This window comes from Kribbella sp. NPDC058693 (genome assembly GCF_042715335.1).
GTDB classification, from domain to species: Bacteria; Actinomycetota; Actinomycetes; order Propionibacteriales; family Kribbellaceae; genus Kribbella; species Kribbella jiaozuonensis.
Genome location: NZ_JBHXSQ010000001.1, coordinates 1,288,120 through 1,313,533, shown reverse-complemented (window position 1 = coordinate 1,313,533; position 25,414 = coordinate 1,288,120). Strand labels below are relative to the sequence as shown.

At 68.1% G+C, this 25,414-nt stretch carries 28 protein-coding genes; 7 read left to right on the top strand and 21 right to left on the bottom strand.

All coding sequences use genetic code 11. From position 1 onward, the window contains the following. Positions 1–22: 22 nt before the first annotated feature. From ACFWUU_RS06185 to ACFWUU_RS06160, 6 genes are read right to left on the bottom strand one after another with little or no spacing between them, the layout of a single operon-like run. A complete protein-coding gene (locus ACFWUU_RS06185; RefSeq protein ID WP_380173175.1) occupies positions 23–1,042 on the bottom strand; it encodes a hypothetical protein in 1,020 nt (339 codons plus the stop codon). After that, entirely contained in the window at positions 1,039–1,839 is an 801-nt protein-coding gene (locus ACFWUU_RS06180) for a Gfo/Idh/MocA family protein (protein WP_380173173.1), read from the bottom strand. Before ACFWUU_RS06180 ends, ACFWUU_RS06185 begins: the two co-directional genes overlap by 4 nt. After that, a complete protein-coding gene (locus tag ACFWUU_RS06175; protein ID WP_380173171.1) occupies positions 1,839–2,852 on the bottom strand; it encodes a Gfo/Idh/MocA family protein in 1,014 nt (337 codons plus the stop codon). Before ACFWUU_RS06175 ends, ACFWUU_RS06180 begins: the two co-directional genes overlap by 1 nt. Before the next feature lie 22 nt (positions 2,853–2,874). Continuing rightward, complete coding sequence (locus ACFWUU_RS06170) at positions 2,875–3,837, bottom strand: Gfo/Idh/MocA family protein (protein ID WP_380173169.1); 963 nt, start codon at positions 3,835–3,837, stop codon at positions 2,875–2,877. Positions 3,838–3,883: 46 nt separating this feature from the next. Then, entirely contained in the window at positions 3,884–4,894 is a 1,011-nt protein-coding gene (locus tag ACFWUU_RS06165; protein WP_380173167.1) for a LacI family DNA-binding transcriptional regulator, read from the bottom strand. 34 nt (positions 4,895–4,928) lie between these two features. After that, on the bottom strand, positions 4,929–5,444 hold the full coding sequence (locus ACFWUU_RS06160; RefSeq protein WP_380173165.1) for a dihydrofolate reductase family protein: 516 nt from the start codon (positions 5,442–5,444) through the stop codon (positions 4,929–4,931). A gap of 147 nt (positions 5,445–5,591) precedes the next feature. Between ACFWUU_RS06160 and ACFWUU_RS06155 the strand changes: the two genes are divergently transcribed. Together ACFWUU_RS06155 and ACFWUU_RS06150 are read left to right on the top strand one after the other, a co-directional pair. Next, the gene (locus ACFWUU_RS06155) at positions 5,592–6,320 is read left to right on the top strand and encodes a hypothetical protein (protein ID WP_380173163.1); all 729 of its coding nucleotides are present in this window, start codon (positions 5,592–5,594) and stop codon (positions 6,318–6,320) included. A 37-nt stretch (positions 6,321–6,357) separates the two neighbouring features. After that, positions 6,358–7,815, top strand: a complete 1,458-nt coding sequence (locus tag ACFWUU_RS06150; protein ID WP_380173161.1) for a peptide MFS transporter — start codon at positions 6,358–6,360, stop codon at positions 7,813–7,815. On the opposite strand, the gene ACFWUU_RS06145 is transcribed toward ACFWUU_RS06150, so the two are convergent. From ACFWUU_RS06145 to ACFWUU_RS06135, 3 genes are read right to left on the bottom strand one after another with little or no spacing between them, the layout of a single operon-like run. After that, the gene (locus ACFWUU_RS06145) at positions 7,796–8,692 is read right to left on the bottom strand and encodes an alpha/beta hydrolase (protein WP_380173159.1); all 897 of its coding nucleotides are present in this window, start codon (positions 8,690–8,692) and stop codon (positions 7,796–7,798) included. The two genes, ACFWUU_RS06150 and ACFWUU_RS06145, sit on opposite strands and share 20 nt — an antisense overlap. Then, a complete protein-coding gene (locus ACFWUU_RS06140; RefSeq protein ID WP_380173158.1) occupies positions 8,689–9,216 on the bottom strand; it encodes a hypothetical protein in 528 nt (175 codons plus the stop codon). Before ACFWUU_RS06140 ends, ACFWUU_RS06145 begins: the two co-directional genes overlap by 4 nt. Before the next feature lie 53 nt (positions 9,217–9,269). Continuing rightward, positions 9,270–9,797: a CGNR zinc finger domain-containing protein gene (locus tag ACFWUU_RS06135; RefSeq protein ID WP_380173156.1), complete on the bottom strand. Its 528-nt coding sequence runs from the start codon at positions 9,795–9,797 to the stop codon at positions 9,270–9,272. Positions 9,798–9,851: 54 nt separating this feature from the next. Here ACFWUU_RS06135 and ACFWUU_RS06130 point away from each other — a divergent pair, with 54 nt between their 5' ends. Then, positions 9,852–10,769 (top strand): 2-dehydropantoate 2-reductase, encoded by a 918-nt coding sequence (locus ACFWUU_RS06130; protein ID WP_380173154.1) that lies wholly within the window; start codon positions 9,852–9,854, stop codon positions 10,767–10,769. Positions 10,770–10,814: 45 nt separating this feature from the next. On the opposite strand, the gene ACFWUU_RS06125 is transcribed toward ACFWUU_RS06130, so the two are convergent. Further along, the gene (locus ACFWUU_RS06125) at positions 10,815–11,240 is read right to left on the bottom strand and encodes a MarR family winged helix-turn-helix transcriptional regulator (protein ID WP_380173152.1); all 426 of its coding nucleotides are present in this window, start codon (positions 11,238–11,240) and stop codon (positions 10,815–10,817) included. Positions 11,241–11,429: 189 nt separating this feature from the next. Here ACFWUU_RS06125 and ACFWUU_RS06120 point away from each other — a divergent pair, with 189 nt between their 5' ends. Both ACFWUU_RS06120 and ACFWUU_RS06115 read left to right on the top strand, forming a co-directional pair. Further along, complete coding sequence (locus ACFWUU_RS06120; protein ID WP_380173150.1) at positions 11,430–13,259, top strand: ABC transporter ATP-binding protein; 1,830 nt, start codon at positions 11,430–11,432, stop codon at positions 13,257–13,259. A 55-nt stretch (positions 13,260–13,314) separates the two neighbouring features. Next, on the top strand, positions 13,315–15,651 hold the full coding sequence (locus tag ACFWUU_RS06115) for a glycoside hydrolase N-terminal domain-containing protein (RefSeq protein WP_380173148.1): 2,337 nt from the start codon (positions 13,315–13,317) through the stop codon (positions 15,649–15,651). Here the strand turns inward: ACFWUU_RS06115 and ACFWUU_RS06110 are convergent. Next, entirely contained in the window at positions 15,636–16,373 is a 738-nt protein-coding gene (locus tag ACFWUU_RS06110; RefSeq protein ID WP_380173146.1) for an SDR family NAD(P)-dependent oxidoreductase, read from the bottom strand. The genes ACFWUU_RS06115 and ACFWUU_RS06110 overlap by 16 nt on opposite strands. A 159-nt stretch (positions 16,374–16,532) precedes the next feature. Then, complete coding sequence (locus ACFWUU_RS06105; RefSeq protein ID WP_380173144.1) at positions 16,533–16,733, bottom strand: hypothetical protein; 201 nt, start codon at positions 16,731–16,733, stop codon at positions 16,533–16,535. A gap of 160 nt (positions 16,734–16,893) precedes the next feature. Here ACFWUU_RS06105 and ACFWUU_RS06100 point away from each other — a divergent pair, with 160 nt between their 5' ends. After that, positions 16,894–17,730, top strand: a complete 837-nt coding sequence (locus tag ACFWUU_RS06100) for a class I SAM-dependent methyltransferase (protein WP_380173142.1) — start codon at positions 16,894–16,896, stop codon at positions 17,728–17,730. Between the two features lie 46 nt (positions 17,731–17,776). On the opposite strand, the gene ACFWUU_RS06095 is transcribed toward ACFWUU_RS06100, so the two are convergent. The 8 genes from ACFWUU_RS06095 to ACFWUU_RS06060 all read right to left on the bottom strand — a co-directional run bounded on the left by ACFWUU_RS06095 (position 17,777) and on the right by ACFWUU_RS06060 (position 23,665). Next, positions 17,777–17,992 (bottom strand): antitoxin, encoded by a 216-nt coding sequence (locus ACFWUU_RS06095; RefSeq protein WP_137253380.1) that lies wholly within the window; start codon positions 17,990–17,992, stop codon positions 17,777–17,779. Between the two features lie 83 nt (positions 17,993–18,075). Next, positions 18,076–18,831, bottom strand: a complete 756-nt coding sequence (locus tag ACFWUU_RS06090) for an isocitrate lyase/phosphoenolpyruvate mutase family protein (RefSeq protein WP_380173140.1) — start codon at positions 18,829–18,831, stop codon at positions 18,076–18,078. A 5-nt stretch (positions 18,832–18,836) separates the two neighbouring features. Further along, entirely contained in the window at positions 18,837–19,784 is a 948-nt protein-coding gene (locus ACFWUU_RS06085) for a sigma-70 family RNA polymerase sigma factor (RefSeq protein ID WP_380173138.1), read from the bottom strand. Next, on the bottom strand, positions 19,784–21,112 hold the full coding sequence (locus ACFWUU_RS06080) for a DHA2 family efflux MFS transporter permease subunit (RefSeq protein ID WP_380173136.1): 1,329 nt from the start codon (positions 21,110–21,112) through the stop codon (positions 19,784–19,786). The genes ACFWUU_RS06085 and ACFWUU_RS06080 overlap by 1 nt, the downstream gene beginning before the upstream one ends. Positions 21,113–21,239: 127 nt before the next feature. Further along, on the bottom strand, positions 21,240–21,671 hold the full coding sequence (locus ACFWUU_RS06075) for a PaaI family thioesterase (RefSeq protein ID WP_380173134.1): 432 nt from the start codon (positions 21,669–21,671) through the stop codon (positions 21,240–21,242). 12 nt (positions 21,672–21,683) lie between these two features. After that, entirely contained in the window at positions 21,684–22,403 is a 720-nt protein-coding gene (locus tag ACFWUU_RS06070; RefSeq protein ID WP_137253384.1) for an anti-sigma factor domain-containing protein, read from the bottom strand. Beyond that, positions 22,400–22,999: an ECF RNA polymerase sigma factor SigK gene (sigK, locus tag ACFWUU_RS06065; RefSeq protein ID WP_137253385.1), complete on the bottom strand. Its 600-nt coding sequence runs from the start codon at positions 22,997–22,999 to the stop codon at positions 22,400–22,402. Before sigK ends, ACFWUU_RS06070 begins: the two co-directional genes overlap by 4 nt. Positions 23,000–23,002: 3 nt before the next feature. After that, positions 23,003–23,665 carry a fasciclin domain-containing protein gene (locus tag ACFWUU_RS06060; RefSeq protein ID WP_137253386.1) on the bottom strand — a complete coding sequence of 221 codons (663 nt, stop codon included), beginning with the start codon at positions 23,663–23,665 and terminating at the stop codon, positions 23,003–23,005. Between the two features lie 161 nt (positions 23,666–23,826). On the opposite strand from ACFWUU_RS06060, the gene aroQ reads away from it, so the two are divergent. Then, on the top strand, positions 23,827–24,420 hold the full coding sequence (gene aroQ / locus ACFWUU_RS06055; protein WP_380173132.1) for a gamma subclass chorismate mutase AroQ: 594 nt from the start codon (positions 23,827–23,829) through the stop codon (positions 24,418–24,420). Here the strand turns inward: aroQ and ACFWUU_RS06050 are convergent. Next, a complete protein-coding gene (locus ACFWUU_RS06050; RefSeq protein WP_380173130.1) occupies positions 24,417–25,412 on the bottom strand; it encodes a hydroxyacid dehydrogenase in 996 nt (331 codons plus the stop codon). The genes aroQ and ACFWUU_RS06050 overlap by 4 nt on opposite strands. Between the last annotated feature and the right edge of the window lie 2 nt (positions 25,413–25,414).

The window sequence follows — 25,414 nt, the reverse complement described above, 5'->3', positions numbered from 1 at the left end:
GTAGCCCCAGAAGGTGTGAGACCTACGAGGGGTAGTACACGCCACCCTCACCCCACACCGACGGCAACAGGAGCAGGCTGCCGTAGTGGTGCATCGCGATCCCGGCGAAGGCGGGCGTGCCTCCGAGAGCGGCGTACACCTTGTCCAGCTCCGCCTCCATGTACGTCCGGCCTTCTTCGTAGAACGTGACCGTCTCGGGATCGCTGGTCCCGGACAGATCCTTGCTCTCGACACCGATCACCACCGACTGCGGTTTACCGATCGCCGCGGCATAAGCGATCTCGTGTTCGGCACGCGAGATGATCCCGGTCGCGGTCTCGGTGTAGTCCATCAGCGCGACGTAGTCGGTGAGGTCCTGCACGTGATCGCTCAGCGGCGCGGTTTTGCCGTGCCAGGTGATCGCCGTACAGCAGTCCGAACTGTCGAACCAGAACGGGATCGCAGGCCCGACCAGCAGCCTCTGCCCGGACACGTCCCGCAGGTGGATGAACTTCGCCAGTAGGTCGAGCCAGATCGTCGGCAGCGTCGTACCCGGCTCCTTCCACTCCGGCAGCAGGTACGGCTCGATGTCCACGTTGACCCCATCGAACCGAGCGTTCGCCGGCGCGGTGCGGTTGTAGTCGAGCACCTTCGTGAACTCACCGATCGCCAGATGCTGGTACTGCGGAAGCACCCCCAGGTACGGCGGATTCGTACCGCCCGCGATCACCGCCTGCACGTGGTACCCGCGCCCCCGAGCCCATCGCACGAACGACGCCACCTGATGCCGCGAGTCCCGCAACATGTCCCGACCGTTGTACGCCGCAACGCCGACGTACAACGTCTTCACCGGATCCGACCCGAACGTCGTCGTGTCGTCCATCATCCGCCCGAGCTTGTCCCGCGCCGCCCGGTCGAACACGGCCGGGTACGAGTCCTGCTCCCACAGCCACATGGCCCGATCCTGGTTGTACCTCGCCACCGGCCGGCCAGTGCTGGCCGACGCCGGCACACCAGGAACGACCGCGAACAACAGGACCAGAGCCGCGATCAGCCGCTTCACAACTGCTCGAGCACGGTGATCGGAGCCAGCATGGTCGCGTCGTCGAGAGGACGTTGCCCCGTCTCGAGCATCTGCAAGAAGACCTTCAGCCCAGGTACGACGTAGTCCTCGTCCAGCTGAATCGCCTGGCTGGCAAGACCGGTACGCCCAACGACGGCAGCGTGGAAAGGCACGCGGCCCTCGTCCGTCGGCTTCACAAACTGCAGCGTGACCAGGACCCCGTTGCTGCGGTACCGCGCAACGATCGTCGAGCCGACACGCTCGACCTCGACCGGACCGGGTTCGCCCGGCGCCAACCGCTGCGCAAGGTCTGCGATATGAATCCCGTAAAAGAAGATCCCGCTGTACTCACTGTCCGGATCGGCCGGCCCCGTGACCGTCACCGTCTGCACCTCGCCGACGTCCGCCGCCGCGATCGCATCAGCGTCAGCAACCCACCGAACGGCCGAATACGAAGTCACCAGCGGCCCAGCCTCGAGAATCGCCCGCGCATCCGCAGTACTAGCGGCAAGCGGCTTGTCGACCCAGACCGGGATGCCTGCTTCCAGGAAAGGTACGGCGTGCTCGCGGTGCAGCGCCCCGTCGCGATTGGTGATGATCAACGCGTCGATCGAGCCGATCAGCTCGCCGGACGTGGGGACGACCTCAGTGATTCCGCCGGCAGCCGCGAGCTTGCGGGTCTTCTCGTCGTCGCCGACCAGGGCCGCGATGCGTGCGTCGGCGATCCGGTCAACGTTCAACAGGCGGACGATGTGGTCCGCGTGGCTGTTCTCCGTCCCGACCAGGGCGATGCGCATCAGTTCTCCTCCAACTCGACGGGACGCCCCAGCCGGGCAGACTCATAGACAGCGAGCACCGTCGCCAACGACCGTCGCCCCGCCTCCAACGACACGGCCGGCGCACGTCCGGAACGGACAGCGGCGATGAAATCGCGGTACTGCGCGAGATGCGCAAGCTCCACCGGACCCCAATCAGCCGGTCCCTCCAGCACTGACGCCTCAGGCGCAGGACCCGACGCGGAGGCGAAGTACGCGAGCTCGTCGTCGTCGAGCACCGCCGTACCTTGATCGCCGTGGATCGTCAGCCGCACCGGACGACCCGGGTACGCCGCAGTGCTGGCGAGCAGCAGCCCGATCGCCCCGCTCTCGAACAGGATCGTCGCGCCGGCCAGATCCTCGACCTCGATGCCGGAATGGGCGAGCATCCCGGTCTGGGCGCTGACCTGGACCGGGCGGCCGAGCATCCACACCAGCAGATCGAGCGCGTGGATGCCTTGGTTCATCAGCGCGCCGCCGCCGTCGATCGCGAGCGTGCCGCGCCAGTCGTCGCCGTCGTAGTACGACTGCGGCCGGAAGAACGCCGACTCGGAGATCCCCGACGTCACCCGGCCGAGCGCGCCGGAGTCGATCGCCGCGCGGATCTGCGCGACCGGCGGCTGGAAACGGCGCTGGCTGATCACGGAGACGGTGAGCCCGGTCGATCGCGCAGCCTCGATCAGGCGGTCGGCGGCGGCGAGCGTGATGTCCACCGGCTTCTCGACGATCACGTGCTTACCGGCCTGCAACGCCTCGATGGCAAGGTCCGCGTGCAGCGCGCTCGGCAGGCAAATGGACACGGCATCGACCGAAGCAGCCGCGAAAGCATCGGCGGGCGACGAGAACGCCTGGCCGCCGTACTGCTCGACGAGTTTGCCGGCGCGGTCGAGGTCCTGGTCGACGACCGCGACCAGTTCGGCTTCGTTGCCTAGGGCTTCGATGAGGCGAGCGTGCACAGTGCCGATCGCGCCGGCACCGATCAGGGCGAAACGCATGAGACCTCTCTTCGATCAGGGATCAGGGAGTCGTCCAAGGAAGCGGTACGCCGCCGGTCTCGGCGGACTGTTGTGCGAGCAGGGCCAGGCGGGTGGCCAGCAGGCCGCGAGCGGTGGTGATGTCCGGTTCGTTGCCTGCAGCAAGTGCCTGCAGGGGCAGCTCAGCGGGGCGGTGACCGGCCGGCAGCGGTATGTCGTGTGGTGCGAGGTCGGTCGTGGTGAGGACGAGACGGTTGCGCGCCCAGAGCAGTTCGGCGGTGCCGTCCGTGCCGATGAGCTTCATCCGGTAGTCGCCGTGCACCGGTGAGCCCGCTGGATTCATCCAGTCCACGCCGGCGGTGATGAGCGCACCGGGTCCGCTCAGCGTCGCAACGCCGTACATGCCGTCCTCGATTGCACCGCTGACGGTGCCACTGGTCAGACCGGTGAAGAGCAGCCCGGCGTCGATGTCATGAACGGCGAGGTCATTGAGTACGCCGCCGTAGCGCGCCCGGTCGAAGAACCAGTCCGGGCGGGTCGGGCGGTTGAGCTTGTGCGGGCCGGAGGCGGTGACGCCGTGGATCGTGCCGAGTTGGCTGGAGATCTCCAGGGCCGCGAGCGTGACGGGGTAGTAGCGCTTCTCCAGCAGCAGCGTCACGTGGCGACCGGTGCGTTGCGCGGCTTCGGTGATCGCGTCGAGGTCCTCGATGGTCGTGCAGAGCGGCTTGTCGGCGATGACGTGGCAGCCGGCATTCAAAGCGTCGACGACGGCCTGACCGCGATCGCCGTAGACGCCGGCCACCATCACCACATCAGGCGACACCTCGCGCAGCATCTGCTGGTGATCCGTGAACACCTTCGCGTCGTACGGGCTGGCCCATCGCTCAGCTAGCTCGCGACTCGGGTCCGCCACCGCGACCAGGGAAAGGGAATCGACAGCGTCGACCTCCGCGGTCGCGTAGGCCACGTGCGGATGGGCGGCTCCGGCGATGGCGATCCGAGTCATCTCGTGATTCCAGCATGCAACCGGTTGCACGTCAACGCGTCACGCATCAGGTCAGAGCCCCTTTCGGTGCCGTGGCGGTCGTCGCCCGAGTCACCAGGTGGGTCGCGATCGTCATGCACTCTCCGGCGTCGTCGGCGTCCTCCATCAGGCGGATGAGCAGCTGGGCTGCGGCTGTGCCTGCCGTGGATGCTCCAGCGGACACGCTCGTGAGGGCGGGCGTGGTGAGTGCGGCGAGAGTGTCGTCGCAGCCGACCAGGCTGAAGTCGCCAGGCACCGAGATGCCACGCAGCTCGAGCCCAGCGAGCACACCCTGCGATACCACATCGTCGAACGCGATCGCAGCCGTCGCGCCGGACCGCACGAGCGCCGACACCGAGTCCCGCCCAGCTGCGTAGCTCGGCCGGCCCACCTCGATGACCTCCACCGTCAACCCCGACGCGGCCGACGTCAGAACCTCCCGCCGCTGCTGGTCAGACCACGAATCCCGAGGGCCGGCCAGATAAGCGATCCGCTCGTGCCCGAGCTTCTTCAGCAGCATCACCGCCTCGGTCATACCGCCTGTGGAGTCGATCAGCACGCGTGGAATGCCGTCCAGATCGCGGTTCACCAGCACAACTGGACGAGTAGCCGCCAGCTCGCGGATCAGCTCCTCCGACAACCGCGGCGAGGCCAGCACGAACCCCTCCACCTGCGGCGCGAGCCGGGCGATCAGCTTGGCCTCCCGCTCGGCGGACTCGTCCGAGTCGCCGAGGAACACCGCCAGGTCAGCCGTCTCCGCGGCTGATTGCAGACTCCGGACCAGCGGCGGGAAGAACGGGTTCGCGATATCAGGTACGACGACCGCGATGTTGCCGAACCGCCCCGTCGACAGCGCCCGCGCCGCCTGGTTCCCGACGTACCCGAGCCGGGCCGCGACCGCACGGACATGGTCGACGGTCTCCGGACTGAGCAGCTGCGGCCGGGTGAACGCCCGCGACACCGTCGACCGCGAGACCTGAGCTGCGGCAGCGATATCGCCGATCGTGACCCCCGGCGCCCGCTGCAGACGTGGCGACATGAACCCACGATAGTGCAACCGGTTGCAGACTGCGTTACCTGAGGACCTTGAACCGGAAGTTCAGTCCGTCGGCGGTCACGACCTCGAGTTTGGTGGGGTCGACGCCGGGGCTGTCGTAGAAGCGGATGCCTTCGCCGAGCAGGACCGGGGCGATGTGCAGGACGATCTCGTCGACCAGGCCGGCGTCCAGGGCCAAACGCGGTACGGCGCCACCGGTCACGACCAGGTTCTTGCCGGCAGCCGCCTCCACGCCCCGGCGTACGACGTCGCGGATGTCTCCTGACACGTAAGTGAACTCGGGGACCGGGTTCGTCGCCGGATCCTTGCGCGTGTAAACGAAGACCGGCCCGGTCCACACCCCACCGTACGGACGATTCTCGGCGACCGCCTCGATTCGCTTCCCGCCGCACAGGAAGGCGCCGGTCGTCCGGATCACCTCGTCGCCCAGCGCGGACGGCCCGCCGGCGAAGCTCCAGTCGAGCTTGTCGTCGCGATCCCCGATGAATCCGTCCAGCGACATCGTCATGTGCCAGATCACTGCGCCGGTCATGGGAACTCCTCTCGTTCGACCCACCCTGCCGGTGCGCGGGCGACACGTCCACTGACTTACTGGGCATGGTGTCTTCATTGATGGCCACCGGCGAGTAACACTGGGGGTGGAACGTCTGGTTGGACGACCGGGCGATGGGGCACTGGGATGAACATGGTGGACGTCGAGCTGCGGTATTCGCGGATCTGGCGGGCAGCCGTGGGACTGCTGGCCACAATCGGAGTCGTTGCGTCGCTGGTGTTCGTCTCGCCGTCGACGAACCTGGTCGCGTTCCTGGTCGCCGCGTTCACCGCGGGAGCGGTTTGCCTGAGCATCGCGCTCGGTCGCGACCTGCCGTCCAGTGACCTGACGTACCTCGTTCCGCGCTGGGCCGTGCTCGGCGGACTGTTCGTCCTCGCGGTCTGCGGGTACGCCGCCGCGGTCGGCGCGCGGACGGTCGCGCTGATGCTCCTCGTCGTCGGCGCGTCCCCACCCGTGGTCAGCTGGCTCCGCTCCGGGACGGCCGAGAAGCCGCCCCGTGAGGTACGGCGGCGCCGGCCGATGAAGTTGCCCAAGGCATCGGCTAGCCTTAGGCAGGTAGTGCAGACGGACGGCCGCCCGGCGCCCGACTGGCCGATGCCGAAGTACCTCACCGCCGTCGTGCGCAGCGTCGGTGAGCTCAGTGACGACGAGCTGTGCCTGGCCTGGCGGCGGAGCTTCACCCAGCTCCAGCGGGCCCTCGGCGCCGACCGTCGGCAGGCGATGGTCGACGTACGGCGTGCTTATCTCGACGAACTCGAGCGCCGCCACCCGGACTCGTTCGCCACCTGGCTGGCCTCGAACCCGCGAGCCGCCGGCAACCCCGCGCGCTTCTTCACCTACCGCGCGGAGCACTGACCGACCCCCTGAGCCGATCAGCAAGGAGATTCTTGCCGTGAGCAGCCCGGAGACCGAACAATCGCAACGCACGTTCTTCGGCCAGCCGCCCGTACTGGCCAATCTTTTCGGCGTCGAGCTGTGGGAACGCTTCTCGTTCTACGGCATGCAGGGCATCCTGCTCATCTACCTGTACTACCCCGCCGATCGCGGCGGCCTGGGCATCGACGAAGGTACGGCGACCAGCATCGTCGGCGCGTACGGCGGACTCGTCTACCTCTCCACGATCCTCGGCGCCTGGCTCGCCGACCGCGTGATCGGCCCAGAACGGACCCTGTTCTACGCGGCGGTCGTGGTGATGGTCGGTCATATCGCGCTCGCAGTGATCCCCGGCCTGGCCGGGGTCGCGGTCGGACTGGTGCTGATCGCCGTCGGCAGCGGTGGGGTGAAGGCGAACGCCACCTCCCTGGTCGGGACGCTGTACAGCGAGAACGACGATCGCCGCGACGCCGGCTTCTCCCTCTTCTACCTCGGCATCAACCTCGGCGCCTTCGCCGGACCGCTGCTGACCGGTCTGCTGCAGAAGAACGTCGGTTTCCATTACGGCTTCGCGCTGGCGGCGGCGGGCATGTTCCTCGGCCTCGTCCAGTACGGCGCCGGCCGTCGCCGGCTGAGCGACGAGGCCCGCCGGGTGCCGAACCCGCTGACCCCCGACGCGATGCGGCGGATGATCATCGGCTCCGTGGCGGCGCTGGTGGTCGTCGTCGGGATCCTGATCTCCGGCATCCTGCCCGCCGCGCGGTTCGCGCTCGCGGTCGCGGTGATCAGCGCGCTCGCCGCGATCGCGTACTTCGTCGTCATCCTCGGCAGCGGCCGGCTGACCGAGGTCGAACGGAGCCGGGTGCTCGCGTTCATCCCGCTGTTCATCGCGAGTGCGGCGTTCTGGTCGCTCTATCAGCAGCAGTTCACCGTGGTGACGGTCTATTCGGACCAGCGCCTGGACCGGAACATCTTCGGCTGGGAGATGCCGGTGTCGTTCGTGCAGTCGATCAACCCGGTGATGATCATCGTCCTGTCCGGCGTGTTCGCCGCGCTGTGGACGAAACTCGGTTCGCGGCAGCCGTCGACACCGATCAAGTTCAGCGCCGGGCTGGCCGTGATGGGGATCGCGTTCCTGCTGTTCCTGACCATGGCCGGCGGCGGTCCGAACAGCGCGCCGCTGCTCGGACTCGCCGGCATCCTGCTGGTCTTCACGATCGCCGAGCTACTGATCTCGCCGGTCGGTCTCTCCTTGTCGACAAAACTCGCGCCCGAGGCGTTCCGCACCCAGATGGTCGCGTTGTTCTTCCTCTCGGTCGCACTCGGTACGGCGATGTCCGGCGTACTCGCGAAGCTCTACAGCACCGAGCACGAGGCGCCGTACTTCGGCGTCATCGGCGTGGTCGCGCTGGTACTGGGTGGGCTGCTCGCGCTGGCGTCCGGTCCGATCAAGCGCCTCATGCGCGGGGTGCACTGAACGTCGAGCGGAGGTCTGCGCCGATCAACTCGACCGCATGACGCCCGGCCGACAATGCGGCCGGGAAGTTGAGGAACGCATGCATGGTGTCGGCGTACTCGACCAGCCGGGTTGGTATACCGGACTGTGCGAGACGGTCGGCGTAGGCGATGGCGTCCGGTCCCAACGAGTCCCGGCCGGCGGCCAGGATGAGCGTTGGTGGGAGACCGGCGAGGGAGTCTGCTCTGAGTGGTACGGCGGTGGCTGGGATCTCGCCCGTGGCGAAGTACCACTCGTGCCAGTCTGCGTCCGGGTGTAGGTCCAGGGTTGGGTAGCAGAGGATCTGGCGGTCAGGGAGTGGGGTGCCTTCGTCCCGCGCCAGCAAACAGGTGCCGGCGGCAAGCGCTGCTCCCGCGCTCTGACCGCCGATGGCGATCCGGCCGTCGCCGTCGAGCTCGGCGGTGTGGTCGCGGATCCATTGCAGGGTCTCGTACGTGTCCTGAAGCCCTGCTGGATAAGGGTTTTCGGGCGCCAGGCGATAGTTGAGCGAGACAACGGTGACGTTGCCGTTGGCAGCGATACCGGACGTCGCGTACTCGATGTCGCGTAGGTGGCCGCCGATGAAGCCGCCGCCGTGCAGCCAGAGCACGATCGGTCGCGGCTGGGTTGCGTAGCGGTATACCCGTGCTTCCAGCGTGCGTCCCGGTAGTTCGATCGTCAGGTCGTCCAACGAAACGCGGGGATCGGGTTGGCCGGCCAGTGCGAGATCCGGTAGGTCCTCCCGGTCCAGCAGCAATGCTTCATAGGAGTCTTCGATCGCCGGCGCGTCGGCGAGCAGCTTCAGCAGGGCGTCGGTTTCGGACCCGTACTCCGGGCTGTCGATCAGCTCCGGCTTCATGCGGCAACCGGCTGCAGATGACGGGCCGCGTGGGCGAACAGGAACCCGTCCGGCGTTGTGGATACGTACTCGGCCAGCGCTCCGATACCGCCGTCGAACCCGGCACCGGTCGACGGGTCGGCCCACGCCTGCTCGTCGTACTGCTCGATCTCGGTCAGCAGCGCCGCGCCGACGCTGGTGAATCGGTGGAGCACCAGCTCGGACGGGATCCGCCGCCCGGCTTCGACGCCGCCCAGGTTGAGGGCTCGCCCGATCTCGGCGGTCTCCCAGCGCGGGTCGAGGCTCCAATGCAGCCGGGCCGCCTTGGCATCCCGCAGTGCGGCGAGGTTGATCTCGTCCCACATCAGCACGTGGGCGACCAGGTCATGCAGGGAGTCGCAGAAGTCGCCGAGCGGGCCGGCGGTCACGTCGTACGGCGTCCGCAGTTCGTCCTCGCTCTTCCCTTCGACCCGGCTGAGCAGGAGTTCCTGGTCGCGGCGGATCATTCCGGCCGCCTGCGCCGGAGTAGTAGTCGGTGTACGCATACCGACAATCAACCAGCCGCGCTGTCCGCGCTCTGATGGATTGCGCGAACTTCTCAATCGGCCGCGCGGTACGTCGCCATCTTGGCCCGGGCGCCGCAGGTGTTCATCGAGCACCAGCGGCGTTGGCCGGGGCGGCTCGTGTCGACGAACAGCAGGGAACAGTCGTCGGACGCGCAAACCCGGATCCGCTCGGCCAGCGGCCCGGTGACCAGGTCGATGGCATCCCGGGCGAGCCTGCTGAGCAGCCCCGGGACGTCTGTCGGCGCTGTGGCCACGCGACGGTCCGGGGTCAGCCGGGGGCCGGCCAGCGGGCGGGTGCTCCACTGGTTGACCACGTCGAGATCGGCGGGACGCGTGGCGCCGGTGAAGAGCCGGTAGAGCGCCTCCCGCAGCTGGATCGCCTGGCCGTACGTCCGGCGCGAGACCGGCACCTCGTCATGGGTGAGGCCCGCCTCGCGGAACCAGCGAGCCAGATCTGCCGGCTCCGGCATGCGCTCGAACGGCGCCTGCTCCCGCTTGCCGACGGTCGCGGTGAAGTCGACCGACGGGCGGCTGCCGACCCAGGCGAAGCGCGTGTTCATGGCCGTAGCCTATCATTCCTGTTACCAGTTAAACCGGTAACAAGGGAGCAGCTTGTGAGAATCGGGATCATCGGCGCCGGTGGTGTGGGTGGGTACTTCGGCGCGCGGCTGGCCGCGGCGGGGCAGGACGTCGGGTTCGTGGCGCGGGGCAAGCACCTCGAGGCGCTGCGGTCGGACGGATTGGTGGTGCAGAGCCCGCTGGGTGACCTCCAGTTGCCGGTGCAGGCGACGAGCGATCCGGCCGAGCTCGGGGTGGTCGATTTCGTTCTGGTGAGCGTGAAGACCTGGCAGCTGTCCGAGGCGATCGGCGCGATCCAGCCGCTGGTCGGTCCCGGCACCGCGATCGTCACGGTGCAGAACGGCGTGGAGGCGCCGGATCAGGTCGCCGAGTCGTTCGGGCGGGACGCTGTACTGCCCGGTGCTGCCGAGGTGATCGCGTACGTCGATGGTCCGGGCATCATCCGGCACCTCGGCAGCGGCAAGCTGACGTTCGCCGAGTGGGACAACCGGCAGTCCTCCCGCGTTGACTCGCTCCGGGACGTCTTCGTCGCGGCCGGCCTGCAAGCGGTTGTCGCGGAGGACATCTGGGCGGCGCTGTGGAGCAAGTTCCTCTCGGTCGTCCCGAGCGGCGGCCTCGGCACCGCGACGGGCGCCGGGTACGGCGTACTCCGCACGCACCCCGCCACCCGGCGACTCCTCACCGATGCCACCGCCGAGATCCGCGACGTCGCCGTTGCCCGCGGCATCCACCTCGCGGAGGACGTCGTACCCCGCACCCTCGCCTGGATCGACAGCCTCCCGGCGGACGGCACCACGTCCCTCCAGCGCGACCTCATCGCCGGCCGGCCCTCCGAGATCGACGCCTGGACCGGCGCGGTCGTCCGCCTGGGCAACGAGGCAGGCGTCCCGACGCCGGTCAACACGTTCCTCTATGAGCTCGCCAGCGCCCGAGCACTTGCCACCAGCAGCTAGTCGCAGTTGCTTCTCAACTGCATGTTAAAGACCTAGAAGGCCTGATCAGTCCTCGGCCAGGCGCTGGAGCAGCTGGGCCAGCGTCTGCTGCTCGTCGGGGGTCAGGCGGGACAGTTGAGTCACCATCACGTCGCGGCGTTTTTCCCGGAGGGTCGTCAGGATCTGGCGGCCCTCCGGGGTGAGGTCCACCAGGGTTGCCCGGCGGTCGTGTGGGTCGGGTTGCCGTTCCAGCAGTCCGGCCGCCTCCAGGTCGTCCACGACGGAGGTGGCCGAGCGAGGCACAATTCCGAGCCGCGCTGCCAGCTCGCTCAGTCGCAGCGGCTGGTCCGCGTTGTCCAGCGTCCGCAGTACGCGGAACTGCCCGTGCGTGACGCTCTCGCCGAACCCCTCCCGCGAGGCCCGCCGCTGCCGCCGGACGATCCCGTCCAGCAACGCTGCAATCTGCTCCGCGGCATCATCCGGCCCATGCATGAGCAGAGCCTAGTAGTCGGCGGCCCGTAGGGCCGTCGTGCGCGCGTGGGAATAGAACGGGATCTTGTGAGGTTGTCTCATAATGAGTTAACCTCAGTATAACTGTTCCCTGCCGAAAGGGTCTGTATGTCACAGATTTCTGGACTTCCCGGCGGGGGAGCCGGGGGCGGGCGTGCGATGCGCTCGCTGATGAAAGACTCCTCCGTTCGTCACCACAAGCTTTCCGCCGGCACGCTCCGGCGGATTCTCGGGTTTGCCCGCCCCTACCGCGGCTACCTCGCCTTCTTCCTGGTCCTCGTCGCGTTCGACGCCGGGACCGGAGCAGTCACCCCGCTGCTGTTCAAGGCGATCATCGACAAGGGGATCATCCCCGGCCACGCCCAGGTCGTCGTCTGGCTCGCCTTCGTCGTCGCCATGCTGGCGGTCGCGAACAGCGCGATCACCCTCGGTGAGCGCTGGTTCTCCGCGCGCATCGGTGAAGGTCTCGTCTACGACCTCCGCACCGCCGTGTTCGACCACGTGCAGCAACTGCCCGTCGCCTTCTTCAGCCGGACGCAGACCGGCGCCCTCATCCAGCGGCTCAACGGCGACGTCCTCGGCGCCCAACAGGCGTTCACCTCGACGCTCTCGAACGTCGTCAGCAACCTGCTCAGCGTTGCCCTCGTACTCGGCGCGATGTTCGTGATGTCGTGGCAGATCACCCTGCTCGCCCTCGTCGTACTCCCGCTGTTCGTCATCCCGGCCCGGCTCCTCGCCGGAAAGTTGCGCGAGGCGACCGCGGAGACGTACAAGCTCAACGCCACGATGGCCCAGACCATGACCGAGCGCTTCAACGTCGCCGGTGCGGTCCTGGCCAAGGTCTTCGGCCGCACCCAGGACTCGTCGCGTGACTTCGCCGGCAAGGCTGCCCGCGTCCGCGACATCGGCGTCACCACCGCCATGTACGGCAGCATCTTCCGCGTCTCGCTGACCCTGGTCGCCGCGCTAGCGGTCGCCCTCGTGTACGGCGTCGGCGGCGTCTTCGCGGTAGAAGGTGCCCTCGGCATCGGTACGGTCGTTGCCCTGACGGCGTACCTGAACCGCCTGTACGGCCCGCTGACCGCGCTGTCCAACATCCAGGTCGACGTGATGACCACGCTGGTCAGCTTCGAGCGGGTGCTCGAGGTCCTCGACCTCCCGCCGATGGTTGCCGACCGCAAGGATGCGCGCGAGCTCCCGCCGACCGCCGAGCCGTCGATCGAGTTCGACCACGTGTCGTTCCACTACCCGTCGGCCGAGGAGGTGTCGCTCGCCTCGCTGGAGTCGGTCGCGACGCTGTCGGCCGAGACCGGTGAAGAGGTCCTCAAGGACGTCACCTTCACCGTCGAGCCAGGCCAACTGGTCGCCGTCGTCGGCCCGTCCGGTGCCGGCAAGTCGACGCTTTCCTCGCTCGTGTCCCGGATGTACGACGCAACAGGCGGGGCCGTGCTGGTCGGCGGTCACGACGTACGCGAAGTCACACAGAGCTCGCTCCGCGCGGCGATCGGTGTCGTCACGCAGGACTCGCACATGTACCACGACACGATCCGCGCCAACCTGCTGCTGGCCCGCCCGGATGCCACCGACGAAGAGCTGCACAAGGCGCTCGAAGGCGCCCAGATCGCGACGCTCGTCAAGAGCCTGCCCGACGGTCTCGACACCGTGGTCGGCGATCGCGGCTACCGGTTGTCCGGTGGTGAGCGCCAGCGCCTCGCGATTGCCCGGCTCCTGCTCAAGTCGCCCTCGATCGTCATCCTCGACGAGGCGACCGCCCACCTCGACTCCGAGTCGGAGGCCGCGGTCCAGGCCGCCCTGGCCAACGCGCTGGTCGGCCGTACGTCGCTCGTCATCGCGCACCGGCTGTCGACGATCCGCAACGCCGACGTGATCCTCGTCCTCGACGAGGGCCGGATCCGCGAGCGCGGTACCCACGAGGAGCTCCTGGCCCAGGGCGGGCTGTACGCCGACCTGTACGCCACCCAGTTCGCCAAGGCGGCCTGACCGCCAGCTGGACCCCCGGTCGCGGGCGATGCCGCGCTCGGGGGAGGATCTCCGCATGAGAGATCGGATGACTGCGGCCGCCACCGAGCTGACGTACGACGCCCCGGCGGCGAACTGGCTGGAGGCGCTGCCGCTCGGCAACGGCCGGATCGGTGCGATGTCGTTCGGCGGGCCTGGCCAGGACCGGATCGCGCTGAACGACGAGACGCTCTGGTCGGGCAGCCCCGAGACCACCCGCCGGCTGGCCACGCCGGTGGGTGAGGTCGGCGCTGCCGCGGTGGATCGGATCCGGGCTGCGCTCGCGTCGGGCGACGTACGTACGGCGGAGGAGCTCGCTCATGGGTTCCACAGCGGGCACTCGCAGGCGTATCTGCCGCTCGGGGATCTGTTGCTCGATTTCCGGGTTGAGGGCGAGGTTTCGAAGTACCGGCGTCGGCTTGATCTGGACACGGCTGTTGCACGATCTGAGTACGAAGTCGCCGGTGTCGAGGTGTGGCAGGAGGTCTTTGTCAGCGCGCCGGCGCAGGCATTGATCCTACGTCTGGGTGCTTCGCAGCCACTCGACGTGACGATCAGCCTCACCTCGCAACTGCGTGCAGCCACGGAGACGGTCGGCGACAACGGTCTCGCGCTGCTCGCCACCTGCCCGTCGTCGGTCCCGCCGCCGCACGGCCGCGCCGGCCTGACAATCGAGTACTCCGACGGCGACGACCGCGGCATGAACGCCGCCGTCGTCCTCCGCGCCCAGACCGACGGATCAGTCACACCGACGCCCGAAGCGCTGACCGTCAGCAACTCGACGCAACTGCTACTCGTGCTATCGACCGCCACCGGCTACGAAGGCCCGCACACCGCGCCGACCCGGACGGGGGAGGAGTGCCGCGAGGCAGCCGACGCCAACGTGCGCACCGCCCTCGCCACCCCGGCGGAGGTGCTGCGGGAGCAGCACGTTGACGACTACCAGGGGCTGTTCCGGCGTTCGGTTCTTACCTTGCCGTCGACCGCGGAGCTGACCACCGACCGTCGGCTGGCTGAAGCGTCCGATGATCCCGGCCTCGCCGCGCTCATCTACAACTTCGGCCGCTATCTGATGATCTCCAGCTCCCGCCCCGGCGGTCTCCCGACCAACCTGCAAGGGATCTGGAACGAGCACCTCCAGCCGCCGTGGAGCAGCAACTACACGGTCAACATCAACACCGAGATGAACTACTGGCCGGCCGAGACCACCTCCCTGTCCGAGTGTCACGAGCCGCTGCTCACCTACGTCAAAGACCTCGCGCAAGCAGGACGCCGTACCGCCGAGGACCTGTACGGCGCCAGGGGCTGGGCCGCGCACCACAACGCCGACGCGTGGTGCTGGACCGCGCCCGTCGACGGCAACCCGAAGTGGTCGAACTGGCCGATGGCCGGCGTCTGGATGTGCCGCCACCTCTGGGACCACTTCGCGTTCACCGGCGACCGCGACTACCTCCGCGAGGCCTGGCCGGTACTGCGGGGTGCCGCCGAATTCTGCCTCGACTGGCTCATCGAACTCCCGGGCGGCACCCTCGGCACCGCGCCGTCCACCTCGCCGGAGAACGAGTTCATCGCGGCGGACGGCAGTCCCGCCTCGGTCACGATCTCCTCGACGATGGACCTGTCGCTGATCGCCGACCTGTTCGAGCGCTGCGCACAGACGGCGAACGAGCTCGACCTGACCGACCCGCTCGTCGACGACCTGACCGCGGCCCGCAAGCGCATCCCCGATCCGCAAATTGGTGGCCGAGGGCAACTACAGGAGTGGCTCGACGACCTGCCCGAGGCCGAGCCGCACCACCGCCACACCTCCCACCTGATCGGCCTCCACCCCGGCGACCAGGTCACCCCGGACGCTACGCCGGAACTCGCGCGGGCCGCTGCCCGCGCGCTCGAACTGCGCGGCGACAAGAGCACCGGATGGTCGCTCGCGTGGCGGATCTCGCTCTGGGCCAGGCTGCGTGACGGCGCGGCCGCGCACCGTCTTGTCCGTGAACTGCTCACGCCTGCAGGCGATTCCGGTACGGACTACGTCGGCGACGGTTCCGGCCTGTACCCGAACCTGTTCTGCGCGCACCCGCCGTTCCAGATCGACGGCAACTTCGGCGCCACCGCCGGGATCGCCGAGATGCTGCTGCAGAGTCACACCGGCGAGCTCGAGATCTTCCCCGCACTCCCGGCCGAATGGTCCGAGGGCGCGATCACCGGCCTGCGCGCTCGTGGTGGTATCGCGGTCGATCTGGAGTGGTCACCGTCCGCTGCAAACGCCGTACTGACAGCGGATCGGGACACCACTGTGGTGATTCGGCATGGGGACCAGCGCGAGCAGGTATCGCTCAGCGCTGGTGTCCCGCAGACCTTTCACGTGACGTCGTGAACGTGTAGGACGCTGCCCGTCTCCAGATCCCGGTCGAGCAGCGACCAGATGATGCGGGCAACGTTCTCGGGTTTCGAAAGCCTTCCGAGCGCCTCCATTTCGCGGAAGCGCGTCGACTCCGGGACTTCGTCCGGACTGCAGGCCCGGAGCTCGGCCTGCATATCGGTGTCGAGCGCGCCGGGTGACACGGAGAGCACCCGGCAGCCGGGACTTCGGCGCCGCTGCTCCAGCCCGACCGTACGCACCCACTGGTCGATCCCTGCCTTGCCGGCGCAGTAGCTCGCCTCGCCTTCGTGCGGCCGGATCGCCGCGCCCGACGAGATCATGATCAGGTGCTGCTCGCACTCCCGGCCGGCCACCGCGCGCAGGAACGAGTGCCCGAGCACCTGAGCGGAAGCCGAGTTCAGCAGGACGTTCCGCGTGTACTCCGCGGTGTCGACGCGATCGGCCGATCCGAGCGGCGTCAACGTGCCGGCGTTGTGGATGAACACCACCAGGTCCGGATCGCTCGTCTCGATCCGCTGCTGGAAGTCGTTCTCCACGACCGGCCACGACTCCGGATCGGCGAGATCGACGGCGACGTGATGCGCCCCCGGCGTACCACCACGACGCGAGAGGTCGACCAACTCCGCGTTCTCGAACGGAATCGTCGCCGCGAGTGCAGCCCCTAACCCTGCGGAGGCTCCCGATATCCAGATCAGGATCCGCCGCAGCGAAGTCACTTTCCCATCCCCGAGCGCAGGCCAAAATCCAGCATCATGCAGTACCCCCTGCAGCGCCCCACCATCCCCTTGGACCAGCAGCCTACGACGCAGATCCCTTTAAATGCACCCCTTTCGGCGATTCTGCCTACCAGCTGAGCGTTCGCTGAGTGCCGTTCCTTACCGCATCCCGAACAGCCGGCCGTACATGGACGGGCGGGCCGCGCTACGGGCAGCCTGGAGCAAACCCCAGAGCAGGGCGGAGTTCGCCGTCACGACCGGAACACGCAGATCCTCTTCCAGAGCGGCGATTACACCGACAGCGCGGAACCCGTTCCCTCCGATGAACACCGCGTTTGCGTTCGCGGAGGTGTGGTGCACGATCCAGCGCAGGGTGCGACGACCGGGATACCGGCGCGTTCAGTCAAGCGATCGACTACCTTGCGTTCGCCGTCCGGCCCGCCGACGTACGACGAACTGGTGAAGCCGATGCCGATGGCACTGATCGGCGCTGCCGCCAGCAGAGCGGTAGCCTCGCTCGGTGGACAGCGACTGGGACTGGCAGTGGGATGCGAGCTTGTATGCCGGGAGTGCTCGGCACTACGCGGTGGGGCGGATGGCTTACCCGGTGGCGTTGGGGGAGGCGATCCGGGACGAGTTGGGGCTGGACGGTCGCGGGCGGTTGCTGGACGTCGGCTGCGGCCCCGGTTCGTTGACGTTGCTGCTGGCGCCGTACTTCGCGGAAGTCGTCGGGGTGGATGCGGACGGTGAGATGGTCGAGGTGGCTGCGTCGCGGGCCGCTGAGCAGAAAATGAGCAATGTGACGTGGCAACGGATGCGGGCAGAGGAGCTGCCGGGGGAGCTCGGCAAGTTCCAGGTGGTGTCGTTCGCGCAGTCGTTCCACTGGATGGATCAGGAACTCGTCGCCGATCGGGTCCGCGGGATGCTCGAACCCGACGGCGCCTGGGTCCACGTGGGCGCGACGACGCATCGCGGTATCGAAGGAGAGCACGAGCTGCCGCACCCGCGGCCGCCGTGGGATGCGATCGACGCGCTGGTGACGCGTTACCTCGGTCCGGTACGACGTGCCGGCCAGAGCGTGCTGCCGACGGGAACGCGGCCAGGTGAAGAAGTGGTCATGCAGGCCGCCGGGTATCGCGGGCCGACGCGGGTAGTCGTCGGTGGCAACGAAGTCGAGGAGCGCACGGTGGACGACGTCGTCGCGGCGGTCTTCTCACTGTCCAGCTCGACACCGCATCTGCTCGGCTCGCAACTGCCGGCCTTCGAGACCGACCTGCGCGAACTGCTCGGCAAAGCCTCTGACAACGGCCTACTCTCCGAGCAACGCCGGGAGATCGAAGCCGTCATCTGGCGCTGACGCCTGCCGTTCGAGGGGGCTGACCCCCCTCGAACGGCACGGGATGTCAGGACTGGTTGTCCGGGATGTCGTCGTTCTCGCCGTCGAGGTTGTCCAGCTGGTCCTTGGCGAAATCGGTGCCCTGATCGATCTTGTCGCCGTACTTGCCGCCGGTCTTCTCGTCGGCGAAGTCACCGGCCTTGTCGAGGCCCTCGCCGACCTTGTCGCCGTGCTCGTTGACGAGATCGGCGGCCTTGTCCTTCATGTTGTCGAACATGCCCATCGTCTTTCCCCGTTCTGTCGATGGTTGCCTTGTACTAGCAAGGCCGTTATTACCCGATCGGAGGGATCCCACACAAGGGGTGATCACCCGGCAAACGGATTCCGGTCCGCTTGCAGCGCCGGCAGCACAGCGCCCGCGAACACGCCGTACAGGTGTCGCTGGAACATCGGGCCGAAGCTGATCCGGGCCACCCCTCGCGCTGTGTAGTCGGCGATCGAGTGCGCGCCCTGTCCGTACGCAACGTTCACCGGACCGTCGATCTGTGTCGTCAACGTTGCAATCAGATCGAGCTCACCGACCCCGATCGGGTACACGCAGTCGGCGCCCGCCGCGAGGTACCGGTCCCCGCGATCGAGCGCGGTCTGTAACTGTTCCTCCGCCGAACCGGCCTTGCGGATGAAGGCATCGATGCGGGCGTTGATGACGAGCTCGTCCCCGGCCGCGGCCCGAACCGCGGCGAGGAAGTCGGCCTGCTCGGACGGGTCAACCATCTCTCCGGTAGCGGGATCGGAGTCCTCGAGGTTGAGCCCGACCGCGCCGGTGGCGAGGAAACGTTCGACCAGTTCGGCCGGTGCCAGCCGGTATCCGCGCTCGAAGTCGACCGTGACCGGCACGGACACCGAGCGAGCGATGTGGCTCGCAGCAGCGAGTACGTCGTCGACCGGCACGTTCTCGCCGTCGTCGTACCCGAGGATCGCGGCCGTAGCGTTGCTGCTGGTGGCGACCGCGCCGAAACCGGCCGCCTCGACCACCCGCGCCGACGCCGCGTCCCAGGCGTTCGGTACGACGAGCGGACTACCGGGAACATGCAGCTCTCGCAGAGTAGTTGCCAATGACATCGAAATCAGCTCCTGTGGATCAAAGGCAGCCCGAAGGCTGGGAACAAAGCAGGTTGGTGGAAGGCGAGCACCGCCGAGATGCCCGCAGAAGTCAGCGTGAGCACCTTGACCGAGTGCGCGTGGTACTGGCCGTCCGAGCCGTGGATGTAGAGCGCGAAGGCCGGCTGGCCGTTCGCCGAGGTCTCGACCAGCGCGCGCCGGTCCGCCCCGGGCCGCAGCTTCGAGTCGAGCAGCCGCAGTACGTCGCCCCGCCCGCTGAACCAGGTCGGGATCGGCGGCATCTCCCACCGCGCGTCCTCGGTGAACAGACCTTCCAGTACGACGAGATCCTTGCTCTCCATCGCCGCCTGGAACTGGTCGAGCAGCGCCCGCCGCAGCGGCTCGTGTGGTTCGCGCAGCTCGTCCTCGCGCGGCCTCAGCCGGGCGAGCTCGGCACGCGCCCGCTGCAGCGAGCTGTTCACGGCCGCGGTCGTTGTGTCGAGCAACGAAGCGACATCGGCTGCCGGCCAGGTGAGTACTTCACGCAGGATCAGTACGGCGCGTTGCCGGGGCGGAAGATGTTGCATGGCGGCAACCATTGCCAGCCGCAAGCTCTGCCGGTCGCCGACCACCGTGGCCGGATCCGCCCCCAGTAACTGATCCGGGAACGGCTCCAGCCACGGCACCTCGAGCGCTTGGGCGTGCAGGTCCTCCGGGTCGTTGCCCGGGGCACCCAGCGCCGACGGGACGACCCGGCGGCTGCTGTGTTGCAGGAGGTTCAGGCACACGTTGGTGGCGATCCGGTACAACCAGGTGCGGATCGTCGAACGGTGCTCGAAGTCCGCATGACCCCGCCAGGCGCGCAGGTACGTCTCCTGGACCGCGTCCTCGGCGTCGTGCAGCGAGCCGAGCATCCGGTAGCAGTGCGCCACCAGCTCGCCCCGGTGCTGTGCGAACTCCTCCTCGAGGTTCATCAGACTCCTTCCACCACCAACTCGCCGGCCCGGTCATCGGTACGACGACGCCGCGCTGCGACCGCGAAGCCCGAGAGTGCCCCGAGCAACGACAGTACGCCGCCACCGGCGAGTGCCCGGGCGAATCCGTCACCCGTGTAACCACCGGCCGCGGTGAACACCGATCCGAGTACGGCGACCCCGGCCGCGCCGCCGAGCTGACGGTTCATGCTGTAGATACCGGACGCGATACCGACGGCGTCCCGCGGCAGCGCCGACATCGCCGCGCTCTGCGCCGCCGGCATCGCCAGCGAGATCCCGCAGCCGCAGATCACGAGCGGCGCGACGAGTTCGTAGTACTGATCGGCGCCTCGGCTGAGCCAGAGCATGCCGATCGTCTGCAGCGTCATACCGATCACGACCAGCGGACGTTCACCGACGCGATCGACCAGCCGGCCCGCGATCGGCCCGACGATGAAGAGCGTGGCCGTCCAGGGGAGCAGTTGCAGTCCCGCCTTGAACGGCGCCGATCCGAGCTCGGCCTGCATGTACTGCGAGAGGAAGAAGACTGCGCTGATCAGCGCAGCGGTGAGGAAGAAGCCGGCCGAGTTCGCCGCGGTGAACGTCCGGTTCCGGAAGAACGCGAGCGGAATCATCGCGTGATCGGTACGCCGCTCCCATAGCCCGAACGCGACGAGCATCACGACCCCGACCGCGAACGCCGTGAGTACTTCGGCACTCGTCCAGCCCGCCGACTCGCCACGCACCGTGCCCCAGACCAGCCCGAGTACGGCGAGGCTGATCAGCACCGCGCCGATCAGATCCAACCGCCGCGCGGGCCCGGTGCTCTCCGGGATCTTCGCCAGTACCAAGGCGATGGCGACCACGCCGATCGGCACGTTGATCCAGAAGATCCATTGCCAGGACAGCCCTTCGGTCACCGCGCCGCCGATCAGCGGTCCGCCGAGGACGGCGATACCGGTCACGCCGCTGAACACGCCGATCGCCTGACCGCGTCGCTCCGGCGGGAACGCCGCGCCGAGCAGGCCCATCGCCAACGGCATCACCATCGCCGCACCGACGCCCTGCACGGCCCTGGCCGCGATCAGGAACGGGAGGGATGTGGCCAGCGCGCAGGCGACGGACGCGGCGGTGAAGAGCGCCAGTCCGGCCGCGTAGGTACGTCGCCGGCCCAGACGGTCGCCGATCGCGGCGGCCGTCATCAGAAGCATCGCGAAACTCAATCCATAGGCGTTGACCGTCCACTCGAGCTGCTCGGCCGAGGCGCCGAGGTCACTCCGGATCGTGGTCAGAGCCGCAGCGACCACGAGGGTGTCCAACGCGACCATGACCGACCCCAGGGAGGTCAGTCCTAGAACCCATCGTTGTTGACCTGTCATTCGTGCAGAAGATTGCTTCACACCAATACAGACCAGCGCCGAGGGCCGAACTCATCGCTGCGATGAGAACAAGTTTTCAGCGCTCGGGCCGGGCCTCGACCTGGATCACCGTCTGCTGACCGACCGCGACCAGCGTCCGGCGGGCACCCGCGACCGCGAAGACCTCCAGTTTGCAGATCGTCAGCGTCCGGCCGGGCTTGATCACCGTGCCCACGGCCTCGAGCCGCTCGCCTTCGGCCGGGGCGAGCAGGTTGATCTTGAACTCGACCGTGAGCACCGTCGTGCCCTCGGGGAACAGCGTGAACGCCGCATATCCACCGGCGCTGTCCGCGATCGAGCTGGTCGCGCCGGCGTGGAAGTATCCGTGCTGCTGCGTGACCTCGGGCCGGCTCGGCAGCTCGATCCGCACCTCGCCCGCCCCGACGTACGAGATCCGCGCCCCGAGATGCTCCATCAGCCCTTGTCGGTCGAAGCTCTCCCGGACCCGCGCCTCAGCAGCCTCCGTCATGCCCGGAGAGTACTAGGCCAGCGGGACCAGGGCGGCGGCCGGCAAGGTAGGGGTGCGGGAGCCGCCATCAGGTTCGACGGTCAGGCCGAACGTTGCCATTCCGGTGGTGGAGCCGTTGATGACCTGGGTGATGTCGCCGCTGGCGAGGCCGATCGAGGTGGCCTTGTTCGACGGGTCCATCATCCACAGCTGCCAGGTTCGGTCCTTGGGCAGTTTGGGCAGATCGCGCAGTACGACGACCGACTTGTCGGCTTTGGTGGAGAGGACGACCGTGGCTTGGCCGCCGCCTTCGACGGTGCCGTGGACGGTGCGTGCGTCGGGCTGGGCCAGTACTGCGGCCATCTGCTGGTTCGCGCTCTCCGCGGCGGTGCGGTCCTGGTACTGGTCGATCGCGACACCGCCGGCGGCAGCCACCGCGAGTGCCGCTGCGGCCAGGGCGAGCACCGAGCGTCGGGTGAAGCGCTGGACCTTCGACGTCGAGCTGACGACGGGGACCTGCGGGGGCAGTTGGCGGACGTCCTCGATGGCGGCCATCACGTTCGCCTTCAGGCTGGGTGGCGGCGGGGTCGAGACCTGGGTGGCGAGCTTGACCGCGGCTGTGCGGAGTTCGGCGACCTCTGCCGTGCAGAACGTGCAGACGGCGAGGTGGGCCTCGAAATGCGCTCGTTCGTCCTCGGGCAGTGCGTCGAGGACATAAGGGCCGGCCAAGGTGTGCACGTCCGGTTCTGTCATGGCCGTTCCCCCTTTGCAGATCCTAGGCAGTCGCGCAGACGGATCAGGCCGTCGCGCATCCTCGCCTTGATGGTCGGGAGTTTCGCCCCGAGTTGATGGGCGACCTCCGGGTAGGTGTATCCGTTGTAGTACGCCAGTTCGATCGACTCACGTTGCAGCTCGGTCAGCGACCCGAGGCAGCGGCGTACCTGCTCTGCCTCGAGCCGCGTGCTGACCGTATCCGCGACCTGGTCGAAGTCGACCTCGACGGACCGGGCGCCGGCCAGGTCGGTCCGGTCCGCCGAGGCCTGCTCGGAGCGCACCCGGTCGACTGCCCGGCGGTGCGCGATGGTGAGGATCCACGAGTGCGCCGAACCACGATCGGCGTCGTACCTGGTGGCCGTTCGCCAGACGTCGATCATCACCTCCTGCGTGACTTCCTCCGACTGGGCCGGGTTACGCAGGATCCGGCGTACCAGGCCGAACACCCAGGGGGCGACCCGGTCGTAGAGCGCGCTGAACGCGGCCGTGTCACCGGTCGCGGTCAGCGCCAGGAGGTCTCCGTCGGATCGGTTGGGCGATCCGACGGGCCAGGGAAGCGCGGTGGGTTCGGTCACGGGTCAGCTTGCCGGGGGCATCAGCACGGAGTCGATGAGGTACACGGTAGCGTTCGCGGTCCGGACGCCGCCGCAGATCACGTTCGCGCCGTTCACCTTCAGGCTGTTGCCCGAGCCGGAGACCGTGACGTCCTGCTTCTCGACGGTCGCGTGCGTGCCGACCACCGCGGACGGGTCGAGCTGGCCGGCGACCACGTGGTACGTGAGGATCTTGGTCAGCAGCGCGTCGTTCGTCTTCAGCGTGTTGACGGTGGCGGTCGGGATCTTCGCGAAGGCCGTGTCGACCGGCGCGAAGACGGTGAACTCGCCGCCGTTGAGCGTCGAGACCAGGTCGACCTTCGGGTTCAGCTTGCCGGAAACGGCCGCGACCAGGGTCGTCAGCAGCGGGTTGCCCGAGGCAGCGGTGGCTACCGGGGCGGCCGCCATACCGTCGATCGAGCCGGCGCCGCTCGGGTTGGCCTTCGCGTAGCCGGCGCAGCCCGGGCCGACCAGGTCGCTCGCGGCGTCGCTCATGGCCGGGGTGGTGGCACTCGCGGACGGAGCGCTGGACGAGCTTGCCGGAGCGCTGGAGCTGCTGTTGTCGTTCGAACCACCGCAGGCGGACGCGGTCACGGCGAGGGCCAGCGCGCTGAGGGCGAGGCCGGCGCGGGTGAGTTGCTTGGACATGAGGTGACTCTTTCCTGACGAGGTTGTTGCTGACACCGGTACTTCGGAGCCGCTCGCAGGCCGGATGGGTTCGAGATTTTTGAAAGTGAACAGACGTGCACCCGGTCCGGCGTACAGTCGCCAGCCGTCCTGGACTGTTGCCTGGAGAGAGAGGGAAGAAAGTGCTGCGAAAGCTGATCACCGGGGTCGTGGCCGCGAGCGCGGTGGGCGGGTTCGTTCTGGCGGCACCGGCGGCGAATGCTGCCCCGGCCGTGCATGAAGCTGTTGCGAACCGGGCGGCGACGTTCGACGGGCTGACCGAGTTGATGATCCAGCGGATCGTGATCGGTGACGACGTGGCGGCGTCGAAGTACTTCAGCGGGAAGCCGGTCGACGACCCGGTCCGCGAGCAGCAGATCCTCGACTCGGTCCGGCAGTCAGCCGTTCAGCTGGGCATCGACCCGGACTCCACCGCGGCGTTCTTCCAGGCGCAGATCGATGCGAGCAAGGTCGTCCAGCGCGGTCTGCTGGCGTACTGGGCGGCGCATCCGGACAAGGCTCCGACCAGCGGCCCGGATCTCAACGTCATCCGCGAGAAGCTCGACGCGCTGACCACGCAGCTGCTGGCCGAGCTGGTCCGCGTCGACCACCTCCGCCAGACCGGCCTCCGCTGCGACATCTCGCTCGTCGTGTCCACCGCGACCGGCGAGATCCGCCACCACCTGGACGCGCTGCACCGTCAGGCCGTGCGGACGGCATCAGCCACTGTTTGTTAGCCCATGCGAGCGAGGGCGGCCTCGGTGAGCTCGTACTTGAGCGGCTCGCCGGCTGTGTATCGCTCGATCTCGGCGGCCGTGATCTCGCCCATCTCGAGATAGCACTCGACGGTCGCCGCAGCCTGGTGCGGCGTCAGCAGGACGTTCGCGAGGCTCCGGTACAGGCTGTCGGCCGGTAGCGGCTCCTCGTCGAAAACATCCAGCGCTGCGTCGATGCGGCCGGTCTGGAGCTCGTCGAGGAGCGCGGCCGAGTCGATCAACCAGGAGCGAGCCGTGTTGACGAGCGACGATCCGTCGGGCATGAGCGCGAGCTCGCGGGCGCCGATCATGTGATGCGTCTCGGGCAGCGTCGGCGCGTGCAGGGCGACAACCCGGCTGGTGCGGAGCAGGTCGTCCAGCGTGGTCCGTTGTACGCCGAGCTGGGCCGCGCGATCGTCGGTCAGATAGGGGTCGTAGACGACGACCTCAGCGCCTAGCGCTACCAGCATCCGGATGTACTCGACGCCGGTCCGCGATGCCCCGACCACCCCGATCTGCGATGACGTGAGCCCGTGCTGCGGAGGCGCGTCGTCCCGCCACGCGCCGTCGTGCATCTGGTGGTCGAAGCGATGGATCCGGTGCAGCAGGCTCAAGGTGAACGCGAGCGACACCTCGGCCACCGGCTCCGCCATGGCCTGCCCGGCCTGCGTGATCCGCAGTCCACGCCGGAACACCTCGTCGGTGACGAAGTGCTTCACCGACGACGCACTGTGCGCGATCAACCGCAACCGATCCGCATGATCCAGCACCTCAGCGGTCAACGGCGTCGCGCCCCACGACGTGATCAGTACGTCGGCCCCGGGCAGCGCCGCCGTCAACACGGTCGCGTCACCAGGGTCATCGAGTACGACGACGTCCCCGAGCGCCTCCAGCCGCGCGACGCTCGCCGCCCCGAACACCATGTCCCGGAACGACGGCGTCGCCGCCAGCACAATCCTCAGCTTTTCGGCCATGA

Excerpts from the sequence above, each read along its gene's own strand:
- ACFWUU_RS06180 (WP_380173173.1), bottom strand. The coding sequence starts at position 1,839 with ATGCGCATCGCCCTGGTCGGGACGGAGAACAGCCACGCGGACCACATC.
- ACFWUU_RS06175 (WP_380173171.1), bottom strand. The coding sequence starts at position 2,852 with ATGCGTTTCGCCCTGATCGGTGCCGGCGCGATCGGCACTGTGCACGCT.
- ACFWUU_RS06170 (WP_380173169.1), bottom strand. The coding sequence starts at position 3,837 with ATGACTCGGATCGCCATCGCCGGAGCCGCCCATCCGCACGTGGCCTAC.
- ACFWUU_RS06165 (WP_380173167.1), bottom strand. The coding sequence starts at position 4,894 with ATGTCGCCACGTCTGCAGCGGGCGCCGGGGGTCACGATCGGCGATATC.
- ACFWUU_RS06160 (WP_380173165.1), bottom strand. The coding sequence starts at position 5,444 with ATGACCGGCGCAGTGATCTGGCACATGACGATGTCGCTGGACGGATTC.
- ACFWUU_RS06155 (WP_380173163.1), top strand. The coding sequence starts at position 5,592 with ATGAACATGGTGGACGTCGAGCTGCGGTATTCGCGGATCTGGCGGGCA.
- ACFWUU_RS06145 (WP_380173159.1), bottom strand. The coding sequence starts at position 8,692 with ATGAAGCCGGAGCTGATCGACAGCCCGGAGTACGGGTCCGAAACCGAC.
- ACFWUU_RS06140 (WP_380173158.1), bottom strand. The coding sequence starts at position 9,216 with ATGCGTACACCGACTACTACTCCGGCGCAGGCGGCCGGAATGATCCGC.
- ACFWUU_RS06135 (WP_380173156.1), bottom strand. The coding sequence starts at position 9,797 with ATGAACACGCGCTTCGCCTGGGTCGGCAGCCGCCCGTCGGTCGACTTC.
- ACFWUU_RS06125 (WP_380173152.1), bottom strand. The coding sequence starts at position 11,240 with ATGCATGGGCCGGATGATGCCGCGGAGCAGATTGCAGCGTTGCTGGAC.
- ACFWUU_RS06120 (WP_380173150.1), top strand. The coding sequence starts at position 11,430 with ATGAAAGACTCCTCCGTTCGTCACCACAAGCTTTCCGCCGGCACGCTC.
- ACFWUU_RS06115 (WP_380173148.1), top strand. The coding sequence starts at position 13,315 with ATGAGAGATCGGATGACTGCGGCCGCCACCGAGCTGACGTACGACGCC.
- ACFWUU_RS06095 (WP_137253380.1), bottom strand. The coding sequence starts at position 17,992 with ATGGGCATGTTCGACAACATGAAGGACAAGGCCGCCGATCTCGTCAAC.
- ACFWUU_RS06090 (WP_380173140.1), bottom strand. The coding sequence starts at position 18,831 with ATGTCATTGGCAACTACTCTGCGAGAGCTGCATGTTCCCGGTAGTCCG.
- ACFWUU_RS06085 (WP_380173138.1), bottom strand. The coding sequence starts at position 19,784 with ATGAACCTCGAGGAGGAGTTCGCACAGCACCGGGGCGAGCTGGTGGCG.
- ACFWUU_RS06080 (WP_380173136.1), bottom strand. The coding sequence starts at position 21,112 with ATGGTCGCGTTGGACACCCTCGTGGTCGCTGCGGCTCTGACCACGATC.
- ACFWUU_RS06075 (WP_380173134.1), bottom strand. The coding sequence starts at position 21,671 with ATGACGGAGGCTGCTGAGGCGCGGGTCCGGGAGAGCTTCGACCGACAA.
- ACFWUU_RS06070 (WP_137253384.1), bottom strand. The coding sequence starts at position 22,403 with ATGACAGAACCGGACGTGCACACCTTGGCCGGCCCTTATGTCCTCGAC.
- ACFWUU_RS06060 (WP_137253386.1), bottom strand. The coding sequence starts at position 23,665 with ATGTCCAAGCAACTCACCCGCGCCGGCCTCGCCCTCAGCGCGCTGGCC.
- ACFWUU_RS06050 (WP_380173130.1), bottom strand. The coding sequence starts at position 25,412 with ATGGCCGAAAAGCTGAGGATTGTGCTGGCGGCGACGCCGTCGTTCCGG.